We start from the raw sequence: 25,426 nt of genomic DNA on the forward strand, positions 1-25,426 counted from the left end.
GGCCGCGGGCGACAGCGTGATGCCTACAGAGACCGGCACGCCGCTGACCGGCCAAGTTGTGGCTTTGCTGGCTGCGCTTTCGGCGATCAGCATTTTGTCCACCAACATCATCCTTCCTGCGTTTCCGGACATCGGCCGACAGCTAGGCGTATCGTCCCGCGAGCTGGGCCTGACGCTTTCCAGCTTCTTCATCACCTTTGCGCTCGCGCAATTGGTGGTTGGGCCGCTGGCGGATCATTTCGGCCGCATGCGGCTCGTGCTCGGCGGCCTCTGGCTTTTCGTAGCAGGCACATTGGTCGCAGGCCTTGCCGGCTCACTGGATATGCTGATCGCCGGGCGAGTCATCCAGGCGCTTGGCGTTTGCGCTGCCGCCGTGCTGGCCCGCGCCATTGCACGCGACCTGTTCGAAGGCCAAGCCCTGGCGCGAGCATTGTCGCTGACCATGATCGCCACCGCGACAGCCCCCGGTTTCTCACCGCTGCTCGGCAGCCTGCTGACAACAACGCTGGGTTGGCGAGCGATTTTCGTGATGGTTGGCGTTGCAGCTGTTGTCATCGCGTTTTTCTATGCGCGTGGACTTGGCGAAACGCTGCCGCCAGAACGCCGAACCACCCGATCGGTACCGCAGGTAGTGGGCGCCTACTGGCGGCTGATCGCTGATGAACGCTTCATCTTTCCGGGTACTGCAGTGAGCTTGCTTATGAGTGGGCTGTTCGCATCCTTCGCAGCCGCACCTGCGATCCTGATGAGCGGCATGGGCTTGTCGTCCTTGCAGGCAGGGTTGTACTTCGCTGTCACAGTCTTTGTGGTATTCGCTGCCGGCATGGTCGCGCCGCGTCTGGCACGTCGTTTTGGCAGCCGCACGGTCGCTATCCTGGGTCTGACCACCGCAATGCTAGCCGGCTGCCTTCTGCTGGTCGGGCCGAGCGACCCAGGCCTTGGTTGGTACTCGCTTTCGATGGCGAGTTTTCTCTGGGGTATGGGCCTGGCCAACCCTCTGGGTACGGCCATCACCATGGAGCCATTCGGCAAGCAGGCGGGGCTTGCGTCGGCATTGTTTGGCTTTATGACCATGGGCGCTGCAGCGATCACTACTTGGCTGGTATCGATTCTGGAGTACCCGCCTGTGTCCAGCTTAGGGGTTATCCAGACGTCGGTTTGCTTCGTGGCGCTGACATTGTTCGTTGCGAGTAACCAGATCGAAAGTCGGACGGCCAGATCTTAGAGACTCAGAATTAAGCTCCAGTGGCGTGCTGCAGACCGCTTCTGGGCCGACAGTCAACTTGGACCAGCGGCAGCTATGGGTCGATTGCGGACGGTCGCGACAGACTGCTTTCGACCCGAAGCGGACAGTCACGACAATCAACGTTTGGCTTGCTGGCTGTTGCCGGAGTAGGAGGTTGGCGTAAAATCGCCCCCCCAAAAAAATGACGCGCATGGCGAGAAGGAGCTTCGGTGCAGCGGGTGATGATTATTGGTCAACCTGGGTCGGGCAAAAGCACTTTGGCGCGTGAGCTTGGTCTGCGCACGGGCTTACCTGTCGTTCATATAGACACTATCCACTGGCAGCCAGGGTGGGTTGAACGAAGTCGGGAAGAGAAAACGCGACTTTGTTCCGAGGTCGAGGCTCGTGATCGCTGGATATTCGAAGGCGGCCATTCCGTTACTTGGGCGAATCGGATGGCGCGGGCAGATCTTTTGATATGGATTGATCGTTCGGCGCCGCTTCGATTTTGGCGCGTGCTGCTAAGAACGCTGCTCCAGCGCGGCCGTTCTCGGGCCGATTTGCCGGAGAACTGCCCCGAACTGCTGGCGAATCTGCCAGCGTTTTTAAGATTTATGTGGCGGACGAGAAAATCAGCACGAGTCAATATGCAAAAGCTGGTGGCGACGGCCCCCTCGACATGCCGCGTTGTTCGCCTGCGCTCTAATCGAGATACATACCTGTTTCTTTCGGGGATTGGCCCACGAGATTGATCGACGAGCGGCTGCGCTATCGAAACAAGCGACGGCAATCGGCTAATAGGGGACGGCCAGCAGCAAATAAATCTGCCCCCTTTTCCATGTCCCCTTTCCGGTGGTTGACGCGTTTATGCGGAGCAACTACAGCTAGGCCGTTGGCACTGTCCCGCCGTCAATTACAAACTCGCTCCCCGTAATGGATGCCGCACGAGGCGATGCCAGGAAGGCAATCAGGTCAGCAACTTCTGACGGCGTGGAAGGGCGGCCAAGTGGAATACCACCAAGTGCATCCATGATGATGCGTTTGCCGCCTGCGTAGTCCGTACCGGCTTCCTGCGCCAGCCGCTCGGCCAAGGCGACCGACGCTTGGGTCTCGATCCAGCCCGGCGACACCCGTACAACACGCACGCCTTGTGGCGAGACTTCTTTCGACAGGCTTTTGCTGTAGGTCGACAGCGCCGCCTTGGCCGCTGCGTAAGCCGTAGTGGCTTCGGGCAAGGGCAGGCAGTTCTGAATCGAGGTTACATGGATGATCACGCCGCTCTTGCGCTGCAGCATCGATGGGAGCAGGGCGCGATCCAGGCGCACGGCCGGCATCAGGTTCAGGTCGAGCTCGCGTTGCCACTGCGCGTCATCCAACACCGCGAAGCCGCCGCTAGGTGCCGACGAACCACCCAGGACGTGGACGATGATGTCTATGCTGCCCAGCCGTTGCTTAGCTGCGGCTACCAGTGTTTCGCAGCCTTCTGGGGTCGCGAGGTCAGCCTGCACGAACAGCTCAGCCGGCAGATCGCTGGTTGCCTGCCGAGCCGAGGTCAGCACCTTGGCGCCCTCTGCGAGGAACAGCTCGACGACCGCGCGGCCGACGCCTTTGGTACCGCCGGTGATCAGCACTTGCTTGCCGCCAAGATCAAGGTTCATGGCGCAATCTCCAGTGAGCGGATCTGGCCGTCGTGCAGCAGGAATAGATGATTCAGCTGCAGCGGGCTGCCAGGGAAGTTACCGACCAGACGCGCCGTTACGCTCAGCGAATCGTCATTCTGCGTCGCCGCCAGCGGCTCGACGCTGTAGGTGAATGCCTGGCGGGCCTCCTGTTGCCAGGCTTCGATGGCTGCAATGCCCTGGTGCGTGCGGTTTTCGTCGGTCACCCTGGCGTGCGCCCAGAAGCAGGCGGCAAGGCGCGAGATGTCGCCGCCATTGCTGACATCGAAGTAGGTTTGTACGGCGTCAGGCAGTTGCAGGTTCATGGCCTGATCTCCTCTCACAGTGGGTTGGGGTTTACGACTGTGATCTTGCCGCTCAGTTGATAGTTTGCTCAACTGGGATAGACATTAACGACCTATCCCGAATATGAGGACAATTACGTGGCAGATTCGCGCCTTGCTCTCAATGAGCTGGAAGCTGTACTGGCCGTGGCGCGGAGGGCGTCGTTTCGACAGGCAGCCATTGATCTGGATGTTTCGACCACGGCATTGAGCAACACCATTGCCAAGCTGGAGGCGAGCCTCGAAACGCGGCTGTTCAATCGCACCACCCGCAGCGTGTCTCTGACCGAGGCGGGGGCTATGTACCTGGAGCAGGTCGGTCCGGCTCTGCAGGAAGTGCGAGCGGCGCTGGAAGCGGTGCGTTCGCACAATGCCGGGCCGTCAGGCGTGTTGCGCATCAATGCCTTCGCCAGTGCCGCCCGCGCCGCGTTGCTGCCGCTGGTGCTTGAGTTTCTGCAGCGTTACCCGAAGGTGCATATCGATCTGGTGACCGAAGGCCGCCTGGTGGACATAGTCGCGGACGGTTTCGATCTGGGCGTACGTTCTGCGAATCTTGTGCCCAGCGATATGATCGTTATTCCCCTCGGCCAGCCGCAATGCTATGCCGTGGTCGGCTCCCCTGCCTACTTCGCCAAGCACAGCCGGCCGCGTAGCCCGGTGGATCTGCTCCAGCATCAGTGCATGCGCATCCGCCTACCCAATGGGGCGATCTACCCCTGGCATTTTGAACGCGCGGGGGAGGTGACCCGGCTTGATGTGACTGGCCAGCTCACCCTGGACGAGCCTAGTGTCGCCAAGGCGGTGGTGCAGGAAGGCGTGGGGCTGGGCTTTTTTATGCAGCAGGACGTTCAGGCTGAACTGGACGCCGGACAGTTCGAGCGGGTGCTGGAAGAGTGGACGCCGCCCAGAGACAACCTGTGCCTGTACTACCCGAACCGGCGCAACCCCTCCGCTGCGCTCAAGGCATTCACTGCCCTGGCCCGCGACAATCTGCCGAGCAAAGACCAGCTATGATAATTCACCGACTGCCCCCAAGCGCCTGCTATCAGGCGATCAAGCCCAGGGTCAGCCCCTTCAAGGTGGCGGCCGCGCGGGTGGAGCAACCCAGCTTGCGGAAAATGCTTTCCATGTGGGTGCGTACGGTACTCGGGCTGATCTCCAGTCGCCGCGCCACTTCCTTGTTGCTGGCGCCACGGCTGATCTCCATGAGGATGGAGCACTCGCGGGTGGTGAGCAGCGTGCTTTTCGGCTGAGGCAGTCGGCGTTCGCCACGTGCGGCAGCGATTACCGCTGCGCAGATTTCGGCGTCAAACAGGCCGCGGCTGGCGTCCTGTTTGAGCAGCCGCGCCGCCTCCGATTCGTTATGCGCGGGTCGCCAGGGCCTGGCGCTTCTTAACGCTACCCAGGCGACAGCGCTGGCGAGCAAGCGAAAGGCGGCGCACTGGGCATCGGCCGATGCACCGCGAAAATAGCCGCTGCCGTCGAGCCGTTCGTAGGCATGGGCGGCAATTTCGCCAGGGATGGTCAGCTCAGTGATCTGCCGTGATGCCTTGTGCGTCCAGTAAGGGACGAGGTGGATACGTTCTGTGGCGCCGTAGGGTAGCGGCCCCGCGGTGTTCCACAATTGATTGGAGACGGCTGCACGCCCCAGGCCATGGATCAGCGCGGCTTTGCCAATCTCCGTCTGGTCGGGCTCTGGCAGTCCCCACAAGCGGGCGGCCTCGACGGCAATCTGCGCCACCTGCCGGGAGTAACCTGCCAGCCAGGGCAACTTCAGATCGATCACATCACCCACCAGCGTCAGTGACACGGGACGTTCGAGCCGGGTGTCGTCCAGCCCACCGGGCGTTGTTTCCAGTTCCGCTAACCATACCTTGGCATTGCGCACCAGCAAGGCGGCGAGGGCGGCGGGGTAGCGGCGGTCGGCCTGTTCGTTGATCCAGCTCAGCGCCGTGTCCAGGCCATGGGCGCGGCTGAGGATGTCCAGGTCTCCGGCCAGTACCACTTGGTAGGCCGCGTCCGGAATGTGCACATGGCTCACACCAAGCGGCCTGCCGGTTCCGTCAAAGGTTTCGAATATCCGGCACAAGCCGGCTTCGACCGCTGCGCCAAGTTCGAGCATTTTCGCGATCTGGCCAGACACCTCGCAGTGCACCACGGCGAGCGGTGCCGCTTGATGCACGGCGTTCATCTGTTCGGCGCCCAGGGTCTGGTCGAGCATCGCGCGGCGGCCATCGACATCATTGCCCAGCAGATGGGCGAAGCCATCGGCGTTGGCGGTGCAGCCGGACCAGCGCAGCAAGGCGACCTGCTGCGCTGTCACCAGATGCTCGCCTTCGCCGTGCATGGCGCGGGCTAGCATCTGCGCCAGGCGTGCAACACGTTGGGAGTGGCCAAGGGGCTGGCCCATGCTGAGGTCGCCGACCTGGGAGATAGCCCCCAGTGCGCCGCTCAATGAGATGTCGAATCGTAGCGCGCTATCCATGAAAAAAGCCTCAGGGTCGGATAAATGACCGATACCCGCCAAGCATGTGGGTCCGCAGAATTTGAACTCCCAACACAGGAGTTCAGCCCATGAAAGCATTCAAGTCGCAACTCGTCACCGTCGCCTTCGCCCTGACCAGCACCCTTATGGTGAGTGTCAGCCAGGCTGCCGAGGCAACGCCTTCGGTGGTCATCGTACACGGCGCCTTCGCCGACGGCTCTGACTGGGCCAAGGTAGTGCCGTATTTGCAGGCTGAAGGGGTGGCGGTGACGGTGGTGCAAAACCCGCTGACCTCGCTGGCCGACGACGTTGCCGCCACGCAGCGCGTGCTGAACAACCAGTCAGGCAAGGTGGTGCTGGTCGGCCACTCCTGGGGCGGCACCGTGATCAGCGAAGCCGGCGCCCATGAGAAAGTCAGCGCCCTGGTGTACGTCGCCGCCTTCGCACCTGATGCAGGCCAGTTCAGTGGCGAACAGGGCAAGGGCGCGCCTACCACGCCTGGCATCAGCCAGATCAAGGCAGACGGCAACGGTTTCCTTTACCTGACGGCAGAAGGCATGGCCAAGGACTTCGCCCAGGATCTCCCGGCGGCACAAACCGCAGTGATGACCGCTACCCAAGGCCCGATCAAGGCATCGGCCTTCGATGATCGGACCACGGTCGCTGCCTGGAAGACCAAGCCGTCCTGGTACCTGCTCGCCACTGACGATCGCATGATCCACCCCGACGTCCAGCGCTCCAGTGCCAAGCGGATCGGCGCCACCCTGACCGAACTGCGCGCCAGCCATGTGCCGCAGCAGTCACAGCCTGGCGAAGTGGCCAAGGTGATTCTCAAGGCGGTAAGCAGTGTTGGCGAGCGGTGATCGCGGCTGGCGCACCGCTATGAGCTGGCTGCCCTCAAGCAGCGCCTGTAACGCACCGTTGACGGTGTAATCAATGCAGGGATACCGCCCCACCCAATGGGGTAGATAAAGGCCAGGTGCTCGGCCCAGGTGATGTCGGCCCGGGCCCTGAGCAGATCGGGTACCAGTGGCTGCGCTTGCCGGTAGCCGCTGCGTAGTACCGGGTCAAAGCTCAAAGCATCAAGCCGTAGCACCCTTACATCATGGCCGGCACTTCTGGCCGCCTCGACATAACCCTCGGTCAGCGCTGCGCAGAAACTCTCGCTTGACGGGTGCCCCAGCACCACTAGTACTCGTTTGCTCATCATCACTTCATCCTGAACATGAAGCGTGCAGGGTAAAGCCTGACCATAACGGGAGAGTCAACTGCTCAGGCTGCTCTGGGGCCGTTGCAGTGCTGACGGCAGAATTCAGCTGGATAACCCTACATATTTTCAAACAGGCTGGGTGAGGAGAAGGCAATTCTCCGAAAATGCATTTGTTCTCGAATATCTACTGATCACTCGCCGCTTCCGACGCTTCATTGAAAGGCCTGATTTGATGAAACCTCCTAAATCAAGTGGGTGCATGAAATAAGTCGCAGTGCGATTTGAGTAGACTTTGGCAGTGCTCTCGGAGTCTTCCCTAACGCTATCGGCGTCGTCTAGTTCGCATGGCCAAGACCGCAATCATCAGAGGATGAACTACGCTTTTAGAGCAACACCGCAGATCGAAGAAACATTGCACGCGACCGCTACGGCCAGGTGCTGGTGGTAAGGGAATGCCCATTCTTCGGGATCCGACACCCTCAGCGCCATCAGCCGGGGTACGCACCGTGAGAACTAAACAATCTCTGCTTGCCCTTTTGTTATTCACGTTCCTGTTTGATGGCTGCACCACCCCTAAGGTCTTTCACGAACCGAGTCAGGCCTTGCCTGCCGAAAACTCGGCGTTCGGTCGTTCTATTCAGGCCCAGGTTGCTCCTCATCAAGGCCAATCTGGCTTTCGCTTGTTCTCCGAGAGTGCTGAAGCGTTCGCAGCCCGCGCCGAGCTGATTCGCAATGCTCAAAGCAGCATCGACCTACAGTACTACATCGTCCACGACGGTATCAGCACTCGAATACTGCTGAGCGAGCTGCTCGTCGCTGCCGATCGAGGAGTGCGCGTGAGAATTTTGCTCGATGACACCAGCAGTGATGACTTGGAGGAAACCATCGCGACACTCGCCAGTCATCCGCGTATACAGATCCGTGTTTTCAATCCGCTGAAGTTGGGTCGTAGTACCGTCGTGACGCGTACGATGGGCCGCCTGTTCAACCTGTCGCAGCAGCACCGGCGTATGCATAACAAATTGTGGTTGGTAGACAATAGTGCGGCTATCGTCGGAGGACGTAATTTGGGCGATGAGTACTTCGATGCCGAGCCCAATAGAAATTTTACTGACATCGACATGCTCTGCGTCGGCCCGGTCGCAGAACAGTTGGGACATAGTTTTGACCAGTACTGGAACAGCGCCCTGAGCAAGCCCATCGAGCAGTTCATAGCGTTCAAGCCGACCAGCAGAGACTTGAAAGATCTTCGCAGTCGGCTGGAGAAATCCTTGGAAGAAACGCGTAAACAAAACCATCGACTCTATCAACAGTTGATGACCTATACCTCTCACCCGCGCTTGAACAACTGGCGCCGGGAGTTGATTTGGGCCTGGAATAAAGCGATGTGGGATGCGCCAAGCAAGGTCTTGGCGGATGGCGAACCCGCTGCGTATTTACTGTTGACCACCCAGTTGACACCCGAACTTAACGGCGTCACCAAGGAGCTGATTCTAGTCTCGGCCTATATGGTACCCGGCCAACCAGGGGCGGTGTATTTGACACGTCGTGCCGACGCAGGCGTGTCGGTCAGCTTGCTGACCAATTCACTAGAGGCAAACGATGTTCCTGCTGCACATGGTGCCTACGCGCCTTATCGCAAGACCTTGCTCGAGCATGGTGTGCAATTGTTCGAACTGCGCCGCCAACCCGGTGCAAATAGCGACAGCAAGCCGCGTCTCTTTCACAAAGGATCCTCCAGCAGTTCCGACTCCAGCCTGCATACCAAGGCGATGATTTTCGACCAGCAGAAAGCCTTCATCGGCTCATTCAATTTCGACTCGCGCTCTTTGCTGTGGAACACCGAAGTCGGGGTGCTAGTCGACGATCCGGAGCTCGCCGGGCGGGTGCGTGAACTGGCTTTGGAGGGGATGGCATCAGCCCTCAGTTATCACGTCCGGTTGGAAGATTCGCAGCTAGTATGGGTCACCGAAGAAAATGGTAAACAGCATACGTTGACCAAGGAGCCGGGGAGTTGGTGGCGGCGCTTCAATGCGTGGCTCAGTAGCTCTATTGGACTGGAAAAGATGTTATAGCGTGGGAAACATAAATGATGCGGATGCGGACGAGAGACCCGAGTAGCGGTCAACTGGGTCGCCGTCGGCATCTTCTATGGCCTGCTGACGGCTTTCGCCAGTGAGGAATTCGAAAAGGGTTGAGAGCACCTACGCAGTGAGTGAACAGCGCCATTGCAAACGGCTCAGCAGCCGATCAGCCTCTATCAAGCCTTCCTGTTCTGGGCTTTGGCCGCGATAGTTGCCGTTCGCGGGTGGTTGCCATCGACCCCATGCAGACATGTAGATGTCCGGGCCGATACCGATGCTAGCGCCTTTGAGGGATTAGTTTCGATAGTTGATAACAGCCCTACATTTGATAGGGAAGTTGACCGAGTTGGCAATGAAACACTCGTGGTGAGCATCGTCATGCAAGCGCATTGCAAGATCTCTATCTGATTGCCTACTAATGACGACCTGAGGTCTCAGCTCTGCTTCCTTGAAATGGCCCTTGCGCTGGCCATCGCCTTCGATCATACGGCCCACCGGGTGGTCGACGTATTCCAGCACGCACACGTTGTTAACGGCGCACAGATGAAGATACCAGAGCTTGTGGCAGGCCGAGATCGATGCCAGCAACATGTCTTCAGGGTTCCAGCATTCGGGATTACCCCGAAAAGCAGGGTCGGCGGAACCAGGGATAGGCGCTTTCCCTGGCGACTCGACAGTGAAGTCTCTCTGGTAAGCGGTATAGCTGGCAGTACCCTCGCCGGTGTTGCCTATCCAATTGATGGTGACAGCATAATTGTGTTCTCTCATCGTCACTCCTGTGTTGAAAGATGCCCAGAAGATGATCCGCTCTTCTCGCGTCAGCACTGTAATCTTGCGCGTTAAGTGTGGCTCCCAACCAGCTTCTCTTGTTTGCATTGACGCATGCGTTGGTTGTGCGAAAGCAATGAGCCCGGCCAGCGAGGTAGCCTTATGGCTGGCTGGACAGTGCTTGCTGGCGTGTCGGTTCCACGCCTTACCATTTGCGTGCTCAGGTGATGTAAAGGCCTCATCGCCGGCGTACCGGCTGAGTTATGTCGTCATCTGCATCCAGAGCCGACAGAAATCGCACCTCAACCCAAGTAATCTTGTCATTTGCAATCGCTTAGGGCAGGGTCGATACCACGGACATCTCTGCCAAAGGAGTCACACCATGTCAAAGATCTATCCCGATATTGATCCAGAGGGACTGGTCGAGTACTCGGTGGTTTACACCGACCGCTCGCTCAACCACATGTCGCAGTCGTTTCAAGGTGTGATGAAGAACATTTCCAGCACCCTGAAGCAGGTCTACAACGCTAAGGCGGTTGCGGTAGTCCCCGGCAGTGGCACATTCGGCATGGAAGCGGTGGCGCGCCAGTTCGCCAACGGCCAGCAATGTTTGGTGATACGCAACGGCTGGTTCAGTTACCGCTGGAGCCAGATCCTTGAGATGGGCAACATCGCGGCGGCCACTGCGGTGCTAAAAGCCCGACCGGTCGATACCGAGCGCCAGGCTGCCTACGCTCCGCCCCCTCTGGACGAAGTGCTGGCAGCCATTGAGGCGCACAAGCCGCAGATTGTCTTCGCCCCCCACGTTGAAACGTCATCAGGGATCATCCTGCCCGATGAGTACCTGCGGGCGGTAGGCGACGCGGTGCATGCGCAGGGTGGCCTGTTCGTGCTGGACTGCATCGCCTCAGGCGCGCTTTGGGTTGATATGCACAAATGCGCGGTCGACCTGCTGATCAGCGCACCGCAGAAGGGCTGGAGCGCCTCTCCTTGCTGCGCCCTGGTGATGCTCAGCGCTTTGGCCCTCGAGCGCATCGGGCAGACGCAAAGCAGCAGCTTCGCCTGCGACCTGAAAAAGTGGCTTCAGATCATGCAGGCTTATGAACAGGGTGGACATGCTTACCATGCGACCATGCCCAGCGATTCTCTCGCGCGATTTAACGAAGTGATGAAGGAGATGCAAACCTACGGTTTCGACAAGGTCCGCGACGAACAGCAGGCCCTGGGTGATCGGGTGCGCGCAATGATGGCCGGCAAAGGTATCAAGAGCGTGGCAGCAGTCGGCTTTCAGGCCCCTGGCGTAGTGGTGAGCTACACCGATGATGCCGATATCAAGAGCGGTAAGAAGTTTGCCGACCACAGCCTGCAGATCGCCGCCGGTGTGCCGTTGCAATGTGACGAGCCGGCCGACTTCCAGACCTTCCGCATCGGTCTGTTCGGGCTCGAAAAGCTGCACAACATCGATCGCACAGTCGACATCCTTGAGCAAGCACTGGACGAGGTGATGGTTAACTAGACGCGCAGTTGGAGGACTTGCAATGACGACGAACGCTGTGAAGTCTCGATTCAAAGCAAAGCTTCTTCGTCCGGCAAAGCCCGGTGATGATACGTCGTGGGCCTTCGCAGTCCTTCCAAGAGACGCGAGTGAACGGTTCCCGAGGCGTGGAAGGACGACAGCCGAAGGCACAATCAATGGGCACCCTTTCCGCGCAACCCTTGAGCCCGATGGTCAGCTGAGCCATTGGCTGAAGGTAGGTCGCGAGTTACTCGACGCCGCAGGTGTGGCCGTTGGAGATATCGTTACCCTCGAGTTAACCCCTGTGAAGAAGGAACCTGAGCCTGATATCCCGGCAGATTTTGAGCAAGCACTGGCAGCCTGGCCTGAGGCTCGCAAAGGTTGGAACAACACAACGACCATCGCGCGCGTAGACTGGATCCACTGGATTACTTCAGCGAAGCAACTCAAGACACGCGAAAAGCGAATGGGTGATGCCTGCGATATGCTTGCAACCGGCAAGAAACAGGTTTGCTGTTTCGACCCGTCCGGCTATTACAGTAAAGCCTTCAGTGCGCCGGAGGCAGACAATTAACCCAGCTGATCTCCTGGCACGTCAACCACGTGGTCGTCACCCTCACACGCTGGGGATCAACTGCGAAGAGAATGAACACTCAAGCCACATCGTTGATACGTTGTGCCGATTCAGAGACTGTCCGGGTCGCCGAAGAACATTTTGACTGGGCTCTAGCGCAGTATTTTCAGGGCGGAAAAACTAAAATATGCCCCCAGTTTTGCCCCCAGTAGCGCGGGGATATGCGGGCGATCGAGATTGGCGATCTCTGAGGCGGAGCAGGGTGGTCGTCGATGGTTTTCAGTGTACGTCAGGCTCGGCTTGCACGGGGATGCCTCGAAGATTGGTTGCCCAGGGCAGGGCACCAAGCGCCTGGTAGGACTACACCGCTTCCGTCGTTCGCTGGCAGTTGCATTAATTCAATTTCAACTTGGCCGCTCGGGAAACCCGGACGCTTGGTTTGCGCAAGCCGCAACTTGCCGCGCTCGGCCACATGATGATGGCGCCGTCCACTATCGCCAAGATCGTGATGCCGAGATGGACCGGAAACCGACACCACCCTCGGGCTGCAATCGCCGGGTGGAATGGCCAGAGCCCTGGTGCCGGTGCCCTTTGGCGTGTTGCGTTTCCAGTAGGTCGAAAAATGCATTGAGCTGATATTGTCAGAGGTGCCGAAAACACCCCTTGCATGGGGTGCAAGGGGTCGAGTGTTCGAATCACTCCGTCCCGACCAAAAAACTCCAAAGAATCCAGTCACTTAACGGTGACTGGATTTTTTTATGGCTATGGTTTTTTGCGGTGAATTCATTTTTGCCCCACTTTTTGCCCCACCGCGAAATCTCTTGAGTTTGTTGGCTTGTTATTGGTTCCTCTTAGATTGTCTGACCTTCAGCCAAGTGCTTACTCAGGGTTTCGCGTGAAAATCAGGTGTTACCAGGTGGTGTACGCCTTTCAGGATGCGTCTATCGGCTGCTGACAATGACCGCGTGGCAGTCTGATCAATGCAGTTTTTAGGGCGACAACAAGGCTGGCTTATCCAGTCCGAGTATCCGAGTGCATGTGCCACTGCTTCAGCTCCAGACCCTGCTGAGCAAGCCAGGCTTTGAAGGCGGCATAGTCCTCGTCGAAGTCTGGCTCGTCGGGGTGGCTCCACCATCCGTCTTGGTCGCGCTCGACTGCCACACGTTGGATCAGCTTGATTCTTCAGGCATGACGTTTCCTTAAGCTGATGAATTCAGCTTTCTTTGGGAATAAGACAGGGGGTTTGATGGTCTAGATGGCAGACGGCCAGCAAAACCCTACTTAAACGAAAGTGGGCTGCGCGCGTTATGAGGAAAAATTAAATGCTTAATGCCGACCAGAAATATCGTGCATATCAGCTCCTAAAGGAGCTTGATAAGACGACTTCGTTGCTCATGAATCGTGTGGCGTACAGCCATGGCGCAAAGCTTTGCTGGAGTGAAGATCTCGAGTCTCAACGCAAAGCCTTTGAGGACTGGATGCATTTCGCTAGAACTATAAGCGACGATCTGTAAAGATTTTCGGAGAAAATTGTACAATAATATTAAGATGTACAGATTTTGGCCGATTGTCAGTTTCAGTTCTCAATGTTGCAATTTCCGCTTGTCTGTCGGGATATATTCGTTATTTTTGGTTTCTAGTAAGGAATACAGATCAAATTTAACGGAGGAATTATGAGAACTCGAGGACAAGCGTATTGGGATTGGGCAGACCCGAGTCTTCACCACCGCTCCCATGACGAGATCCTTGACGATGGCACTCAGATTGATGTGCAAGTCAGGTTATCTCGCACAGGCAACACGCAGATGTTCATCGGTGTCTATGCTCAATCAGGTATTGCATTGTACGAACAGGCTTTCGATTCCCGGCCCGGAGAGTCAATGACCAAAGCGCTGGCTTGGGGCGTGGGACGTGCTCGCGTATTCGCTTGTGAGCCATCTTCAACCAAATCTACGTCAGCTTTGGCAAGTGGAAGGTAGCGACAGGACGTTCGGAGGACAGACCAATGTCATCAGCCAACGAAGTGGAAATTCAGCTTGAGCAAGCGTTGCTCTCAGTACTTGCGGCAGCGGACCAGTTGGGGGTGGACCCGGAAGACCTGCGACTCGTAGCCATCGGCGGCATCTTGGGTCACGGCTCGTGGAGCTGGGTGGATAATGACCAGGCGCTAGGTACCGTTGCAGTCCTGAATCGTGCTGCGGAGACTTTGGAGTTACATTAGGTGGCGCATAGATTCCATTTCATGGCAGGAGTACAGATGTGCTCCTGCCAGCATTTTCGCTACAGGATAGCGTGCGGCTGTAGAGCGAGACCCTTCACTGCCTCGCGGTAAATGAATTTGATATTGTCCCAAAGGGATCGTCTGGCGCTGAGCATATTCACCCTCGCCATCGCAGATCTCGCACCCCTCTCTTGGCTCGTCCAGTTCGAGGCATTCAGGGCATTCGCGGGTTACCTTCAGCTTGAACTCGCCAAGCAATAGGGCTTTGGCTCCATTCTCGGCGATGGGCCGCCTGGGCATGATGCAGTACCCTTCAGGAATCAATGCAGCCGGCGCGCTCGATTCCGTCATCGGGCCAAGACCCACGACCGGCAGCCCAGTAGCCGCCGCATCCCTCTCTGCCTGGCGGTGCCGATCAGCAAAACATTACATGAGTGGATGTTGGCCCAGCGCCACCTAGTGCCCGACGGATCAGCCACGGCCAAAGCCCTCAATTACAGCCTGAATCGCTGGGTAGCGCTGACGCGCTACCTGGGCGATGGGGCTGTGCCCATCGACAACAACCAGGTTGAGAACCAGATACGGCCATGGGCGCTCGGACGCTCGAACTGGTTATTTGCCGGGTCGCTACGCAGCGGGAAACGGGCGGCTGCAATCATGAGCCTGATCCAATCGGCGCGAATGAACGGGCACGATCCCTATGCCCAATTGCCAGGATTGGTCTGAGCAGTACCACCTTGATGGCCACGATTGGTTGGGTTGTTAGCCATGATCTTTCACCTCATGTCGTCACACAAGTAAATCTGTGTTCAACTCGGACGTCGCGGCGCGGGGTGTTTGCTCCTTGGGTTTTGGCCAAGGCCGACGGGTTGCGCGAAAGAACCGGTGCAGGCGTGTGTGGCGTCCTTAAGCTTTGTTCGCGAACGTTTGGGAAGGATCAAGCTTGCATCCAGTCTGCAGACGCCGAACCTTCAGCCACGCCGGCGTGGTCAAGCGACCCTCTGGACGCTTCTACGCCGCTGACACCGCTCTACTGAACCTCTTGAATGTTCGTGACTCAACCTTTCATCAGCGTGTGAGGCTTCCTGATGCGAACGTTCGAGAAAAACCTTTGTGCTACCCAATTGCTGAAGCTCAACTGTTTGGCAGCGTGGTACCGCGTGCTGGAAAGTAGGGCTTTACGAATGGACTCGCCGGACGACTATCACGACGAATTGCTTCGCCAGGCGATGAGATGGATCGTCGGGGGATTATCTCCTGGCAGGAATGGCGCGATCTTCGTCTGGAGGCCGACGCTGCTTACCTGAGAGCGGTAGCAGGGGAGGATTATCGTCCGGTAAATCCCACGAATTCGACAGCAGGGTTGGGATCGAACGTGCTCTCGCATGAGACCACGCTCATTTCTCGGTACGCAGACCGTCTCTTGTATCCCTGCGTCGTGAATGCGTGATTGAAAAACCCACAAGGATTCCCAGCGCCGCTGCGCCGATCAGCAGCGGCGTATTGTCTTTCGGCTTTCTCCAACCTCCGTCGATACCCCTCCTGCCACTTGGAGGCAAAGCGGCCTGGGCCCAGCTGATCGTCGCGCTGCCGCTGGTTGGCCTGGGTGTCTGGGGCGTTGCTGGCCCACGCGGTATCAAGCGGCCGGATGTAGCCATGCAAACACGTAGCTCGCCGGTGAACTTGGCATGAGCGCTGGCCATGAAGGCGGCCATTTCCTCATGGCGGGCCTGGATGAATTCGATCTTGCCGTTGGCCCGGCTCAGCGCGCCGAACACGCCATTGATGCCGTCGCCGGGGTAACCGAAGATGCGCCGTACGCCCCATTGATTACAACGGTCCCACCAGAAAGTCGCCTACTGTGCCGGTCATTGCCTGCTCCCGTTCTGTTATCGATGGGTGTCTGGACTTGGCACGTGGCGGGAAATTTTCAACGGTACGTGCACCCGTCTGCCGGCTGGAACCTGGCAACAGCCGACGGGTTCGAAGGTGTACCGATAACCCCATCAGGATATGCATCATGACGCTCATGAATACGGAAGATGCAAGCGTGCAGGCCTTGTATTTCGAAGACGACGGCGCGACGCCAAACAGCCGTTTTCCCGTGCTGTTCTACCGGTTGAAGCTCGATCCGATGGGGGACACTGCCAGCGAATTCGAAGCGATGTTTGCCGCTCATCAATGGACCCCGCTCTGGCGCTTCGGGATTTTCGATTATCACCACTTTCACCCGAACGCTCATGAAGCACTCGGGATTGCCTATGGGCGGGCCCGATTGACGCTTGGCGGAGAATACGGGCAGAGCGTGAGCGTGGAGCGGGGTGATGTGCTGGTGCTGCCAGCAGGCACGGGCCATCGCTGTATCGAGTGCAGCGATAACTTCCTGGTGGTCGGCGCCTATCCCCATGGGCAGGAAGACTACGACATTCAGCGGCCCGACAGAGCAGCACACCCGCGCAATCTAGCGCGCATCGCCCAGGTGCCATGCCCTGAACAAGACCCCGTCTTCGGTATTCGGGGCATGTTGATGACGCAATGGAGTTGAGTGTGGGGCTAGTGAGCCTTACGCTGCGGCGACCTTCTCCGATCACCCCTGTTTTCGCAGGACTTCGACCAACTGGGCCTTGCTCATGCTCGAGCGCCCCTTGATGTCTTCGCTGCGCGCCTCCTTCATAAGGCTTTCTTTGCTTTGCGATTCCAGCGACGCGCGCGAAGAGCGTGAATGCCCCTGGCGAGACTCAGCGGCGCGCTTGGCTGAATCCATGCATGCGGTCTTCTTCTCGCGCGACGGAGGTCCTGCTCCCCGAGTTTCCCGGCTTTTCACCGCCACCGAATTGTTTGTTCACGGTGGCCCAGGCGCGCGCTTCGGCTTCGTCCTTGCCCACGCCCTTGTCCTCATAAAATTGCTCGATGTGCATGGCCCGGCGTTTCAGTTTCGCCATTGATCAAGCAACTCACTCAGGAGTGAATGCCATGCCACGCGGTGACAAAATATACGGACAAGCAGAAACGCAAGAACGGGAGATCCACCGCCATTTGGCCATCCACCTAGCTGCCCGATCCTGCACCTGATCCACTGCCGGTTGAGCCACTCGCCGGATCTGCACCGCTACTATCCCCCCGTTGACGCCGGAGCCCGAGTCAGCATCGGTACCGTACCTCCCGAGTTGTCCGTTCCATTGTCATGGGTACCGCCATTACCCGTGCCCATGCCAACGGCTAATGTTCCTGAGCCTGTCGCACCGCCTTGGCCGTTCATGTGCCCATTGCTGTGCGGTTGCGTTCCCGGGGCGCGCTGATCGTTCAGGTCTGTGGCGGCCAGGGCAAGTGGCGCCGCGCAACCCACGCACATTGCGAGCAGCAACGCGTACGTTTTTTCTGCTTTCATGTGAAACTCTCTGGTCGTTCACCTTGTGTTCGGCCTGCTGTTTACCGAAGGGTGCCCGCAGAGCGACGGAAGGTTCTGATGCAGAAAGGCCGGGTCAGGGTAAGGCCGATCGCGATCGACGGATTGGGAGGATCAAGAGCGCTTACCTCCCGAAGCGGGTGAACAGACGCCCCATTCTGATGAAAGGCGTTCAACTGAAAAGGCCCGACTTCGACGAGCTCGTACGCCACTTGTCTAGCTGCAGGCACTCCTGAGCCTCGCCCGCTTCCCAAGTTTAGGTGCAGATACCATCTGCCTCCGAACGGATAAAGGACATGGTCATTGAAGAAAAACGCTCCCGGTAAGGTATCGCAGCAGGGCAGAATTTTTGAACAGGCATGGGAGTTCAACCTCAAAATTAAAACGCCTGAGGGAATGATCATGGATCTGTATGGGCTATCTAATCTAGAAATTCTCCAGCTGATAGAGCGCGCGTTTCTACCAGATGTCTGCAGGTGCACGTTAGCTGGAGATCTCCTGAGCTTGAGCCTTACGAGCTATCGCGACCCCAAAAAAAGTGTTGTGCTGCAGGCGGTTGATTCACAGGTCCTTAATTCCGCCCGTGAAATTGTCGGTTTGATTGCAGATGCACGGATTCAACTCGCAGGACTGACGGCAGTAGACGTGGTGCACGTAGCTGTTTCTGTAGAAGTGGGGCCACGGCGCGACCCGTAGGCCGCCCTGGCGATAGAGTACGTTGCGGTTCGGCGGTGCTCACGGCTGAGCCTCAGTGGAATAACATATGAATTTACGAAATGCGTAATCCTTCGATAGTTTCTATCAGTACCTCATACTGCACAGGCTTGGTCAGGTGCTGATCAAATCCGGATAGAGTAGAGGATACCTTGTCACCATAGCCCGAAAGAGCGATGGCAGGCGTCTTCTGCAAATGGTTGATCTTGCGCAGTTCACCAACCAGTTGATGTCCATCCATACCCGGCATGCCAATGTCCGAGATAATGACATCGTAGTGGGTAACTTTGGCGTGCTCGACCACTTGCAAGGGATCATGAAATGCCGTCACCACTGCTTCTTCCATCTCAAGTAACTGTTGCATGACGTCCAATATTTCGGTCGAGTCGTCGACGAGCAAAATCTTGATGCCATGCAACCGCGCAGCTTGCACCGGATCCTGGGAAGGCCCATTGACCGATGACTGAGCACAAAGCGGCAAAGTGACGGTGAAGGTACAGCCAAGGCCGATACCTGCCGAAGAGGCCGCAACGCTTCCACCATGGGCTTCAACCAGCTGACGAACCAAAGACAAGCCAATGCCAAGGCCTTCCCGCTTGTGCGTGGAATGCTGATGCGTGGCTTGACTGAACAGGTTGAATACACGATCCAGATCCTGTTTCGTCAGCCCGACCCCGTTATCGACAAATTGCAGTTTCACCGTGTGGTTCACTTGCTTGACAATAATTTGGATGACGGGATGCGCTGCGCTGAATTTCAGGGCATTGTTGAGTAAATTCCAAATCACTTGTTCAAGGCGCGTGACATCGCCGTTCACCCAGCAGTCACCCCTGGCCTCAGGCTCGATCTCGAGCGTGAGGCGGCCTTCGGGAAATTCGCTGGAGGCGACGGCAAAGATTTCTTCCAGGATGGCCGTGATTTCAACCGGCTGCTTTTTGAGTTTCAGTTTGCCTGTGCGAATACGGGCGACGTCCAGCAAGTCGTCAATGATTCGCGCTTGGCTGGCAACCGCATCACTGATGGTATCCACGGCCTTGCTGGCGCGCTCCGCTGCCCGAACTGCGGGTACGCGTCGCAAGATTTCAGCATTGAGCTGTATCAAGTTTAACGGGTGCTTCAGCTCATGAGACATCACGGCGAAAAACTCGTCTTTCATGTGACTGCTGGTCTGGGTTTCTTTAAGGATACGGCTTTGCTGCTCTTGCATGCGCTTGTGCCCAGTGAGGTCGCGGGCGATTTTTACATAACCGGTGAGTGAGTCACTTGTCAAAGTGGCGACTTCGCCACTGCAGTAGAAGCGTTCCCCCCCTTTACGCACATGCCAACGCTCGTCTAAGCAGCGGCCCTCCAGGTGGGCCTTGCGCAGCTCCTCTGCCGGTACGCCGCTGGCGCGGTCTTCGGCGGAGAAGATCAGCTCGAAGTATTTGCCGATAACTTCCTCTTTGACATAACCAAAAATCATCTCTGCGCCCGTGTTCCAGTCGCTGATCATGCCGTGTTCGTCCATGACAATGATGGCGAAATCGTGAGTGCTTTCCGCTACCAAGCGCATGCGTTCCTGCCCCAGTCGCAGGCTTTCTTCAGCGGCGCGGCGCTTGGTAATGTCGATGAACGTCAGGACCGTCCCATTGATCAGGTTTTCGTTTGACCGGTACGGCAGCAAGCGGGCGATATACCAGCGCTGGTTGTTGCTGGGGACTTCGCGTTCGATGATATTCAACGTTTCAAATACAGCCGCCGCATCGTCGGTCAGCTGCGGATAATCCAGCCGGTGGGTAATGTCTAGCAAGGAGCGGCCCGTGTCGCTGGTCAACATGTTAAAAATATCGGTAGTACGAGGCGTGAACCAACGAATGCGCATACTTTTATCGACAAAGATGGTCGCGATGTCGGTGGACGCTATCAAATTGCTAAGGTAGTCGTTGACTTTGTCGGTTTCTTCGATTTTGGTCTTCAGCTCGTAGTTGACGGTCAAGAGTTCTTCATTGATCGACTGCAGCTCTTCCTTGCTGGTTTCCAATTCCTCCGTGGCTGAGCGCAGCTCTTCGTTGATGGCTTGGGCTTCCTCGTTCGAGGCTTTGAGCTCCTCACTCGAGACTTCCGACTGTTCAATGGTCTCCTGAAGTTGAAGTTTGGTTTGATGCAGTTCCTTTTCCAGCACGGTCAAGGCAGGGTCGCCCGCGCTCGACGATGCCTCTTGCCGCTCAGGCGAAGACGGCGGGCTAACCTGAAAGACGACCAGGAACACGTCATGATCGGTGGCTTCGTCGCGGTATGGCTCAATGAGCACGCGTACACGTTCGTTGCTGAGTGTCGCCACGCGCGAGCTCGCCCGCTTACCGCTTTGCTGGGCCTGGTAAAGCGTTGTGCGCAACTCCAGACGCAGTGCAGGGTCGATCAAATTGACCAGATTACGGTTAACTTCACCGGCGACATACCGCAGAAAACGCCCCACCCCGTTGTCCAGGTGCAGAATATCCAAATTGCCGTCGACCACCAGGCTGGGCGGCTGGATGCTTTCCAGTGCACGCCGATGGATATCGGCGAAGGAGATTTTCCCGGCACGTTTGGGCACTACGGGTACAGACTCATCGGTGCCGCTGCGCACATAGCCTGCGCGTGGAATCGTAGGCGAACGCCGTTCCGTACTGCTGAGCTTCGCGCGATAAATACGATTGCGCTTATCAATGGCGACAAACAGTTCAGGACACACATCGGCGGACTCGGATGAGCCCAGAAACAGGTAGCCACCGGTGCGAAGCGCGAAATGGAACATTTGAAGGATTTCACGTTGAACTTCGCGGTCCAGGTAAATCATCAAGTTGCGGCAGACAATCAAGTCGATTTGCGAGAACGGCGGATCCGCCAGGATGTTGTGCTTGGCAAACAATACGGCATCGCGCACTTCCTTGTTGATCCGGTAGTGCGATCCTTCCTTGACGAAGTAGTGGCGTAAACGGGTAGGTGGGACGTCGGTCAAAATGGCTTCGGAGAACTGCCCGGCGCGGCCTTTGGCAATGGCGCGCTCATCCACATCGGTGGCGAACAGCTGAATTTTGCGCTCGCTGTTTTCCAGCGACTGATGCTCCATTGCCAAGATCGCGAGGCTATAGGCTTCTTCACCGCTCGAACAACCTGCCGACCAGATGCGAATCTCTTCTCGCTGGGAAGGGTTCTGAGGCTTTCGTGCGAAAATTTCACCGAGAACGCTTCGTTCCAAGGCTTCAAATGCTTCGCGATCGCGGAAGAAATTGGTGACGCCAATCAACATGTCGCCTAGTAGCGCCTTGGCTTCTTCGGCATGGGTTTCAATGTAGTTGAGGTAGGCGGCCAGGTCAGCTTGCGTCGTCACCTGCAGGCGACGCTCGAGTCGCCTCAGCACTGTCGCGCGCTTGTAGTGTTTGAAATCATGCCCGGTACGGTTACGCAGCACAGCGAGTATTTGCCCCAGCAGGTGTTCATCGTCATATTCGGGTGAAACCGCGACGGCGTCGCAAGGCTGGAAGGCATTGGAGGCGGGGAGTCGAATCGTTTGAGCGTTGCGCCACAGATCGAGGAGTTTTTGTGGCATCTCGGCAACTGGCAATATCACATCCACCAACTGCGTTTCGATAGCAGCCCGTGGCATACCATCGAATTCCGCATCCTCCGGGTTTTGCACAAGCGTCACGCCGCCTTGCTCTTTGATTCGCGACAAACCCACCGCGCCGTCCGAACCAGTTCCCGATAGCACCAAACAAAATGCGCGGTGCTTGTGAACGTCTGCCAGGTCTCGAAAGAACAAATCGATGGCAACATGAGTCCCCTGAGGCCGGGTTGCAACATTGGCCTGCAGGTAGCCATCGTTCATCGCCAATTGCCTGGCGGGCGACAACACGTACACGTGATTAGGCTTGATCTCGCAGCGCCCGGTCACCTGTTGAACGGGCATTTTGGTGCTCGAAGCGAGAATTCTGTCAATGACGCTTTCGTGATCGGGCGAGAGATGTAGCACCACCACGAATGCCATACCGTTATCGGCTGGCATGTTCTCGAGAAATTTTTTGAGCGCCTGGATGCCCCCCGCCGACGCACCGATGCCAACCACCGGAAATGGCAGCTCGCTTGGCACTACGTCTTTGCGCTGCGGTAATACGGTTTTGTTATCGTCAGCGCTCATAGCAGGATTCTCATCGGAAGGACAAAAGCGGCCAGTCTAGTTCAGCCCGACGCGCAAAAAAACAGGCGTGTAAGGACGGCCCTTGTTCAATCGTTGAACGCGAGCGTACGCACGTGATTCTGCGCGTCGTTCGTGGCGGCCGGTGCCGGCGCCAGGGTGTGCGCAACGTCGTTGCTGGCCGGGGGCTCAGGAAAGTCCCTGTCGATAATAGCGAGGTGTTCTAGTGCTTCTGCGTAGCAGTGCAGGGCTGAAGCTTTCAGTCTTTTATAGCGTTCGAACTGCTCCGCATCCAATTGGGGGTGAGTCAACATTTGTTCCGCTTGCTGGATGCGTCGATGCGCCTCGCCGAGCAGCCGTTGATTCTGTTCAAGAGCAAGGGCTCGGCATCGTTTCAGTTCATTCGCTTCATCAGACTGCATCGCGGCGTTCTCCACAGAATACCCTTTAACTTGTGACTGGGTACGCATCAGTTGGGTGCTATGGAATGTGTTCGAAAATCTGCTACGTGTGAGCGCTTAATACATCGATTTTTTCAACCGATAAGCCGCCTATGGCTTGAGCATGCAAGTGAGCGAACAGGCGACGGAATATCCCTCGAATCGGATGCCGACGGATCAGGTACCTGCTGCAGCCGTTTGTCCATTTTTCGGCACTCTGCCGAAGGGCAGGTGTTCAACCGTTCACTTAGAGCCTTTCAGGAGTGACGGTCATGCCCCGTGGAGACAAAGACAAATACACCGAGAAGCAAAAACGCAAAGCTGAACACATCGAAGAAAGCTATGAGCACAAAGGCGTTTCCAAAGATGAAGCAGAGTCCCGCGCTTGGGCCACTGTCAACAAACACTCCGGTGGCGGAGAGAAAAAGGGCGGTTCGGGCAAGCAGACGCCGGCGAGCGAGAAGAAAACAGCGCGCTCCGATTCGGCCAGGCGCACAGCTAAAACCCGAGAGGGCCACCCACGCACATCGGGATCTTCGCTGCAAACCCAGACCAAGGAAAGCCTGATGAAGGAAGCCCGCAGCAAAAACATCAAGGGGCGCTCGAGCATGTCCAAGGCGCAATTGATAGACGCGCTGCAAAAACACGGCTGAATCGCCAGCAGGGATTGCTGCAAGGAGTTTGCATGACGGGCGCCGTTCGCTCACCGTGGTGAAAGCATGCAGTAAATTGCCTGCTTGAACGGGTTGTTGCGCGGGGCCTTCCATTTGCCCGGTCCAAGCGTCCCGTGCCAGCTTGCGATCTAGCAGCGCAGGAAAGAAGAGCGTGCCTATTTAATTGCAAGGCTCCAGCGCGTCGATGAGAGAGGGCACTGATCAGCCCACGCCAACGACCCGAGCTGATCAGCCATGCCAGCGTGAAGCCAGGTCAGCATGCTGACCTGGCCTCGGTCACGCGAGGTTATTCACTCTTGCGACCACCACCGTGGCTGTGCTGGCCGCCAACGCGGCCGGCTTCGGATGCACGTTCACGGTCATTGGCGAAATTGCCGCCTGAAGCTTGCCCCCCTTTGCGCCCGGCCTCGGACGCCTTCTCCCGATCATTTGCGAAATTGCCTGGGTTGTTTTGAGCAGTGCCGCCTTGATTGCCACGGTTACTTTGATTGTTAGCCATGATCTTTCACCTCATGTCAGCACACAGGAAAGTCTGTGTTCAACTAGGACGGTAGGCGCGGCGCGATTGTCTCGGGTGATGTGGACATTTGCCGATGAGTTGCACTAAAGATAAAGTCGGCAATGTGTTGCGCTCAAATGCTTTGGCATAAAGGTATTAGACAACGTCAACACGCTATTGGCTTGAACCTGCGCGGTGAGGAACCAGTCCATCGTAATATGAGAATGGTGAAAGGAGGTGGGCATGTCCAAGCCAGGCAAGCTCAGATCAAGAGCAACAGTGTTGTGCTTTCGCGGGGCCAGGGTATTGCTGGTGCGCCGCAAATCGCGCAAATGGAATTTTCCAGGGGGCGGCCTCAAGCCGCACGAGGCCCCGTTGAATGCAGCCATTCGCGAACTCCAAGAGGAAACTGGCATTTGCCGGGAGCGCCTGGTCCCGCTGTGTACCCTTCGTGCGGGCGATATTGTTCATCACATCTTCACGATGCAGATCAATGAGCGAGACCACCCTGAGCCGCAAAACGAGATCGTGGCGTGTAAATGGGTACAGCGCGACAAATTGGCACCGTCCCTGCTCAAGCCCGCTGCTGCCGCACTGCTGGCACGAGAGCTACCGGCACTGATCGCCTGACACGGCTCAAGGACTTGAGCGGCTGTTGGCATCGTTTGGCGTCGGGGATGCGGCAGGGCTATGCACATGCTGGCCGGTCGGGTCAGTGAGCTGAATGATTGTGCCATGCTCCCAGCCGTTGGCTGCGGGGTCGACAGGGGGGGTCGGTATATCCGCTCGTTGGGCCTTGCTCCTGCGAGTATCCAGCTGCAGTCGCTGGTTACGTTGCCGAACCATGGCTGGGTCGGCCTGCCCATCTGCGGTGAACCCCATCATCAATTGCGGCACACCCAAGGGCAGGCGCTTGTCCTGATCGGTATGCCAGGTATGCCAGGTCTTGCCATACGTATGGGCCAGCCGCGCCATCAAAGCGTGTTCGGCGCTTGCAGGGATGTTGGGTGCGCTCAACTGCCCGGATGACACTTCATAACCGTGGCTGTGCCACATGGCCTTTTCAGCAGCAGGCAGTTTGGCGAACAGGCTGGCATCGATGATGTACTCCACGCCCATGATCTTCGCGTCTTTGGTGGTGCCATCGTAGATCACGCATTGAATGACATCCTCGTTGAGGACAGCGCAGTAATGATGAGCCTCCATTTGTGCGTCTGGCTGGCCATTATAGAAATGAAACCCGTTGAGGTAGGCATTGAGGGCATCGATCGGGGGCTTGGCCTGAAGCAACCCAGCGCCTGCTTCAAGCAGCTGGGTGCCAGCGGTTTCCGGCCTTCCAGGTGCCTCTACGGGGGACTGCGTGGCGACACTGCTGCAGCCCCAGACAAACAGGCTGCAGGCAACAGGAAGGACAGCGCGGAAGGCTTGGATTGCGTGCATGAGACGTGTTCC

The 25,426-nt window shown here is 57.5% G+C and carries 20 protein-coding genes and 6 pseudogenes; 15 read left to right on the forward strand and 11 right to left on the reverse strand.

The window, feature by feature from the left end:
• The first annotated feature begins 19 nt into the window (after positions 1 to 19).
• Positions 20 to 1,225 carry a multidrug effflux MFS transporter gene (locus AAZU54_RS04920; RefSeq protein ID WP_405128994.1) on the forward strand — a complete coding sequence of 402 codons (1,206 nt, stop codon included), beginning with the start codon at positions 20 to 22 and terminating at the stop codon, positions 1,223 to 1,225.
• Positions 1,226 to 1,455: 230 nt separating this feature from the next.
• Positions 1,456 to 1,977 carry an AAA family ATPase gene (locus AAZU54_RS04925; RefSeq protein WP_264234576.1) on the forward strand — a complete coding sequence of 174 codons (522 nt, stop codon included), beginning with the start codon at positions 1,456 to 1,458 and terminating at the stop codon, positions 1,975 to 1,977.
• A 132-nt stretch (positions 1,978 to 2,109) separates the two neighbouring features.
• Here the strand turns inward: AAZU54_RS04925 and AAZU54_RS04930 are convergent, their stop codons facing one another.
• A complete protein-coding gene (locus AAZU54_RS04930; protein WP_312154785.1) occupies positions 2,110 to 2,883 on the reverse strand; it encodes an SDR family oxidoreductase in 774 nt (257 codons plus the stop codon).
• Complete coding sequence (locus AAZU54_RS04935; RefSeq protein ID WP_368971448.1) at positions 2,880 to 3,209, reverse strand: nuclear transport factor 2 family protein; 330 nt, start codon at positions 3,207 to 3,209, stop codon at positions 2,880 to 2,882. Before AAZU54_RS04935 ends, AAZU54_RS04930 begins: the two co-directional genes overlap by 4 nt.
• Before the next feature lie 117 nt (positions 3,210 to 3,326).
• On the opposite strand from AAZU54_RS04935, the gene AAZU54_RS04940 reads away from it, so the two are divergent.
• Complete coding sequence (locus AAZU54_RS04940) at positions 3,327 to 4,241, forward strand: LysR family transcriptional regulator (RefSeq protein ID WP_434726675.1); 915 nt, start codon at positions 3,327 to 3,329, stop codon at positions 4,239 to 4,241.
• A gap of 31 nt (positions 4,242 to 4,272) precedes the next feature.
• Here the strand turns inward: AAZU54_RS04940 and AAZU54_RS04945 are convergent, their stop codons facing one another.
• Positions 4,273 to 5,712: an HD domain-containing phosphohydrolase gene (locus AAZU54_RS04945; RefSeq protein ID WP_434726676.1), complete on the reverse strand. Its 1,440-nt coding sequence runs from the start codon at positions 5,710 to 5,712 to the stop codon at positions 4,273 to 4,275.
• 89 nt (positions 5,713 to 5,801) lie between these two features.
• Here AAZU54_RS04945 and AAZU54_RS04950 point away from each other — a divergent pair, with 89 nt between their 5' ends.
• Positions 5,802 to 6,575: an alpha/beta hydrolase gene (locus AAZU54_RS04950; protein WP_434726677.1), complete on the forward strand. Its 774-nt coding sequence runs from the start codon at positions 5,802 to 5,804 to the stop codon at positions 6,573 to 6,575.
• A 68-nt stretch (positions 6,576 to 6,643) separates the two neighbouring features.
• On the opposite strand, the pseudogene AAZU54_RS04955 reads toward AAZU54_RS04950, so the two are convergent.
• Positions 6,644 to 6,922 (reverse strand): annotated as a pseudogene (locus AAZU54_RS04955) (NAD(P)H-dependent oxidoreductase); the annotation flags it as partial.
• A 506-nt stretch (positions 6,923 to 7,428) separates the two neighbouring features.
• Between AAZU54_RS04955 and AAZU54_RS04960 the strand changes: the two are divergent.
• Positions 7,429 to 8,997 carry a phospholipase D family protein gene (locus AAZU54_RS04960; RefSeq protein WP_405129918.1) on the forward strand — a complete coding sequence of 523 codons (1,569 nt, stop codon included), beginning with the start codon at positions 7,429 to 7,431 and terminating at the stop codon, positions 8,995 to 8,997.
• A 303-nt stretch (positions 8,998 to 9,300) separates the two neighbouring features.
• On the opposite strand, the gene AAZU54_RS04965 is transcribed toward AAZU54_RS04960, so the two are convergent.
• On the reverse strand, positions 9,301 to 9,774 hold the full coding sequence (locus tag AAZU54_RS04965) for an OsmC family protein (RefSeq protein WP_264234582.1): 474 nt from the start codon (positions 9,772 to 9,774) through the stop codon (positions 9,301 to 9,303).
• 382 nt (positions 9,775 to 10,156) lie between these two features.
• On the opposite strand from AAZU54_RS04965, the gene AAZU54_RS04970 reads away from it, so the two are divergent.
• The 6 genes and pseudogenes from AAZU54_RS04970 to AAZU54_RS04995 form a co-directional block, all read left to right on the forward strand.
• Complete coding sequence (locus AAZU54_RS04970) at positions 10,157 to 11,290, forward strand: alanine--glyoxylate aminotransferase family protein (RefSeq protein ID WP_434726678.1); 1,134 nt, start codon at positions 10,157 to 10,159, stop codon at positions 11,288 to 11,290.
• Positions 11,291 to 11,312: 22 nt separating this feature from the next.
• The gene (locus AAZU54_RS04975; protein ID WP_434726679.1) at positions 11,313 to 11,864 is read left to right on the forward strand and encodes a YdeI/OmpD-associated family protein; all 552 of its coding nucleotides are present in this window, start codon (positions 11,313 to 11,315) and stop codon (positions 11,862 to 11,864) included.
• Between the two features lie 1,673 nt (positions 11,865 to 13,537).
• The gene (locus tag AAZU54_RS04980) at positions 13,538 to 13,843 is read left to right on the forward strand and encodes a hypothetical protein (protein ID WP_081273274.1); all 306 of its coding nucleotides are present in this window, start codon (positions 13,538 to 13,540) and stop codon (positions 13,841 to 13,843) included.
• A gap of 26 nt (positions 13,844 to 13,869) precedes the next feature.
• Positions 13,870 to 14,085 (forward strand): hypothetical protein, encoded by a 216-nt coding sequence (locus tag AAZU54_RS04985; RefSeq protein ID WP_086975761.1) that lies wholly within the window; start codon positions 13,870 to 13,872, stop codon positions 14,083 to 14,085.
• Between the two features lie 402 nt (positions 14,086 to 14,487).
• Positions 14,488 to 14,796, forward strand: a pseudogene (locus AAZU54_RS04990) (IS66 family transposase); the annotation flags it as partial.
• Between the two features lie 377 nt (positions 14,797 to 15,173).
• A pseudogene (locus AAZU54_RS04995) lies at positions 15,174 to 15,445 on the forward strand (hypothetical protein); the annotation flags it as partial.
• A 283-nt stretch (positions 15,446 to 15,728) separates the two neighbouring features.
• Here AAZU54_RS04995 and AAZU54_RS05000 read toward each other — a convergent pair.
• A pseudogene (locus tag AAZU54_RS05000) lies at positions 15,729 to 16,116 on the reverse strand (thiamine pyrophosphate-binding protein); the annotation flags it as partial.
• On the opposite strand from AAZU54_RS05000, the gene AAZU54_RS05005 reads away from it, so the two are divergent.
• Positions 16,106 to 16,630: a cupin domain-containing protein gene (locus tag AAZU54_RS05005; RefSeq protein ID WP_434726680.1), complete on the forward strand. Its 525-nt coding sequence runs from the start codon at positions 16,106 to 16,108 to the stop codon at positions 16,628 to 16,630. The pseudogene AAZU54_RS05000 and the gene AAZU54_RS05005 overlap by 11 nt on opposite strands.
• A 42-nt stretch (positions 16,631 to 16,672) precedes the next feature.
• Here the strand turns inward: AAZU54_RS05005 and AAZU54_RS05010 are convergent.
• Positions 16,673 to 17,027: pseudogene (locus tag AAZU54_RS05010) on the reverse strand (termination factor Rho).
• 767 nt (positions 17,028 to 17,794) lie between these two features.
• Here AAZU54_RS05010 and AAZU54_RS05015 point away from each other — a divergent pair.
• Entirely contained in the window at positions 17,795 to 18,187 is a 393-nt protein-coding gene (locus AAZU54_RS05015; RefSeq protein ID WP_434519468.1) for a DUF1652 domain-containing protein, read from the forward strand.
• Positions 18,188 to 18,260: 73 nt separating this feature from the next.
• On the opposite strand, the gene AAZU54_RS05020 is transcribed toward AAZU54_RS05015, so the two are convergent.
• Positions 18,261 to 22,364, reverse strand: a complete 4,104-nt coding sequence (locus AAZU54_RS05020) for a CheR family methyltransferase (RefSeq protein WP_434726681.1) — start codon at positions 22,362 to 22,364, stop codon at positions 18,261 to 18,263.
• 86 nt (positions 22,365 to 22,450) lie between these two features.
• Positions 22,451 to 22,783 carry a hypothetical protein gene (locus AAZU54_RS05025; RefSeq protein ID WP_434726682.1) on the reverse strand — a complete coding sequence of 111 codons (333 nt, stop codon included), beginning with the start codon at positions 22,781 to 22,783 and terminating at the stop codon, positions 22,451 to 22,453.
• Between the two features lie 290 nt (positions 22,784 to 23,073).
• Here AAZU54_RS05025 and AAZU54_RS05030 point away from each other — a divergent pair, with 290 nt between their 5' ends.
• Positions 23,074 to 23,454: a termination factor Rho gene (locus AAZU54_RS05030; RefSeq protein WP_434726683.1), complete on the forward strand. Its 381-nt coding sequence runs from the start codon at positions 23,074 to 23,076 to the stop codon at positions 23,452 to 23,454.
• A gap of 307 nt (positions 23,455 to 23,761) precedes the next feature.
• On the opposite strand, the pseudogene AAZU54_RS05035 reads toward AAZU54_RS05030, so the two are convergent.
• Positions 23,762 to 23,950, reverse strand: a pseudogene (locus AAZU54_RS05035) (general stress protein); the annotation flags it as partial.
• A gap of 267 nt (positions 23,951 to 24,217) precedes the next feature.
• On the opposite strand from AAZU54_RS05035, the gene AAZU54_RS05040 reads away from it, so the two are divergent.
• Positions 24,218 to 24,604, forward strand: a complete 387-nt coding sequence (locus AAZU54_RS05040) for an NUDIX domain-containing protein (RefSeq protein ID WP_064492746.1) — start codon at positions 24,218 to 24,220, stop codon at positions 24,602 to 24,604.
• 6 nt (positions 24,605 to 24,610) lie between these two features.
• Here AAZU54_RS05040 and AAZU54_RS05045 read toward each other — a convergent pair whose 3' ends face one another.
• Positions 24,611 to 25,414, reverse strand: coding sequence for an OBAP family protein (locus tag AAZU54_RS05045; protein WP_405124562.1), 804 nt, complete (start codon positions 25,412 to 25,414; stop codon positions 24,611 to 24,613).
• Positions 25,415 to 25,426 lie beyond the last annotated feature (12 nt).

It is taken from the genome of Pseudomonas sp. Je.1.5.c (assembly GCF_051129895.1).
GTDB classification, from domain to species: Bacteria; Pseudomonadota; Gammaproteobacteria; order Pseudomonadales; family Pseudomonadaceae; genus Aquipseudomonas; species Aquipseudomonas urmiensis.

Excerpts from the sequence above, each read along its gene's own strand:
- AAZU54_RS05025 (WP_434726682.1), bottom strand. The coding sequence starts at position 22,783 with ATGCAGTCTGATGAAGCGAATGAACTGAAACGATGCCGAGCCCTTGCT.
- AAZU54_RS05005 (WP_434726680.1), top strand. The coding sequence starts at position 16,106 with ATGACGCTCATGAATACGGAAGATGCAAGCGTGCAGGCCTTGTATTTC.
- AAZU54_RS04930 (WP_312154785.1), bottom strand. The coding sequence starts at position 2,883 with ATGAACCTTGATCTTGGCGGCAAGCAAGTGCTGATCACCGGCGGTACC.
- AAZU54_RS04975 (WP_434726679.1), top strand. The coding sequence starts at position 11,313 with ATGACGACGAACGCTGTGAAGTCTCGATTCAAAGCAAAGCTTCTTCGT.
- AAZU54_RS04935 (WP_368971448.1), bottom strand. The coding sequence starts at position 3,209 with ATGAACCTGCAACTGCCTGACGCCGTACAAACCTACTTCGATGTCAGC.
- AAZU54_RS05020 (WP_434726681.1), bottom strand. The coding sequence starts at position 22,364 with ATGAGCGCTGACGATAACAAAACCGTATTACCGCAGCGCAAAGACGTA.
- AAZU54_RS04965 (WP_264234582.1), bottom strand. The coding sequence starts at position 9,774 with ATGAGAGAACACAATTATGCTGTCACCATCAATTGGATAGGCAACACC.
- AAZU54_RS04985 (WP_086975761.1), top strand. The coding sequence starts at position 13,870 with ATGTCATCAGCCAACGAAGTGGAAATTCAGCTTGAGCAAGCGTTGCTC.
- AAZU54_RS05045 (WP_405124562.1), bottom strand. The coding sequence starts at position 25,414 with ATGCACGCAATCCAAGCCTTCCGCGCTGTCCTTCCTGTTGCCTGCAGC.
- AAZU54_RS04920 (WP_405128994.1), top strand. The coding sequence starts at position 20 with ATGCCTACAGAGACCGGCACGCCGCTGACCGGCCAAGTTGTGGCTTTG.
- AAZU54_RS05030 (WP_434726683.1), top strand. The coding sequence starts at position 23,074 with ATGCCCCGTGGAGACAAAGACAAATACACCGAGAAGCAAAAACGCAAA.
- AAZU54_RS05040 (WP_064492746.1), top strand. The coding sequence starts at position 24,218 with ATGTCCAAGCCAGGCAAGCTCAGATCAAGAGCAACAGTGTTGTGCTTT.
- AAZU54_RS04950 (WP_434726677.1), top strand. The coding sequence starts at position 5,802 with ATGAAAGCATTCAAGTCGCAACTCGTCACCGTCGCCTTCGCCCTGACC.
- AAZU54_RS04980 (WP_081273274.1), top strand. The coding sequence starts at position 13,538 with ATGAGAACTCGAGGACAAGCGTATTGGGATTGGGCAGACCCGAGTCTT.
- AAZU54_RS04970 (WP_434726678.1), top strand. The coding sequence starts at position 10,157 with ATGTCAAAGATCTATCCCGATATTGATCCAGAGGGACTGGTCGAGTAC.
- AAZU54_RS04945 (WP_434726676.1), bottom strand. The coding sequence starts at position 5,712 with ATGGATAGCGCGCTACGATTCGACATCTCATTGAGCGGCGCACTGGGG.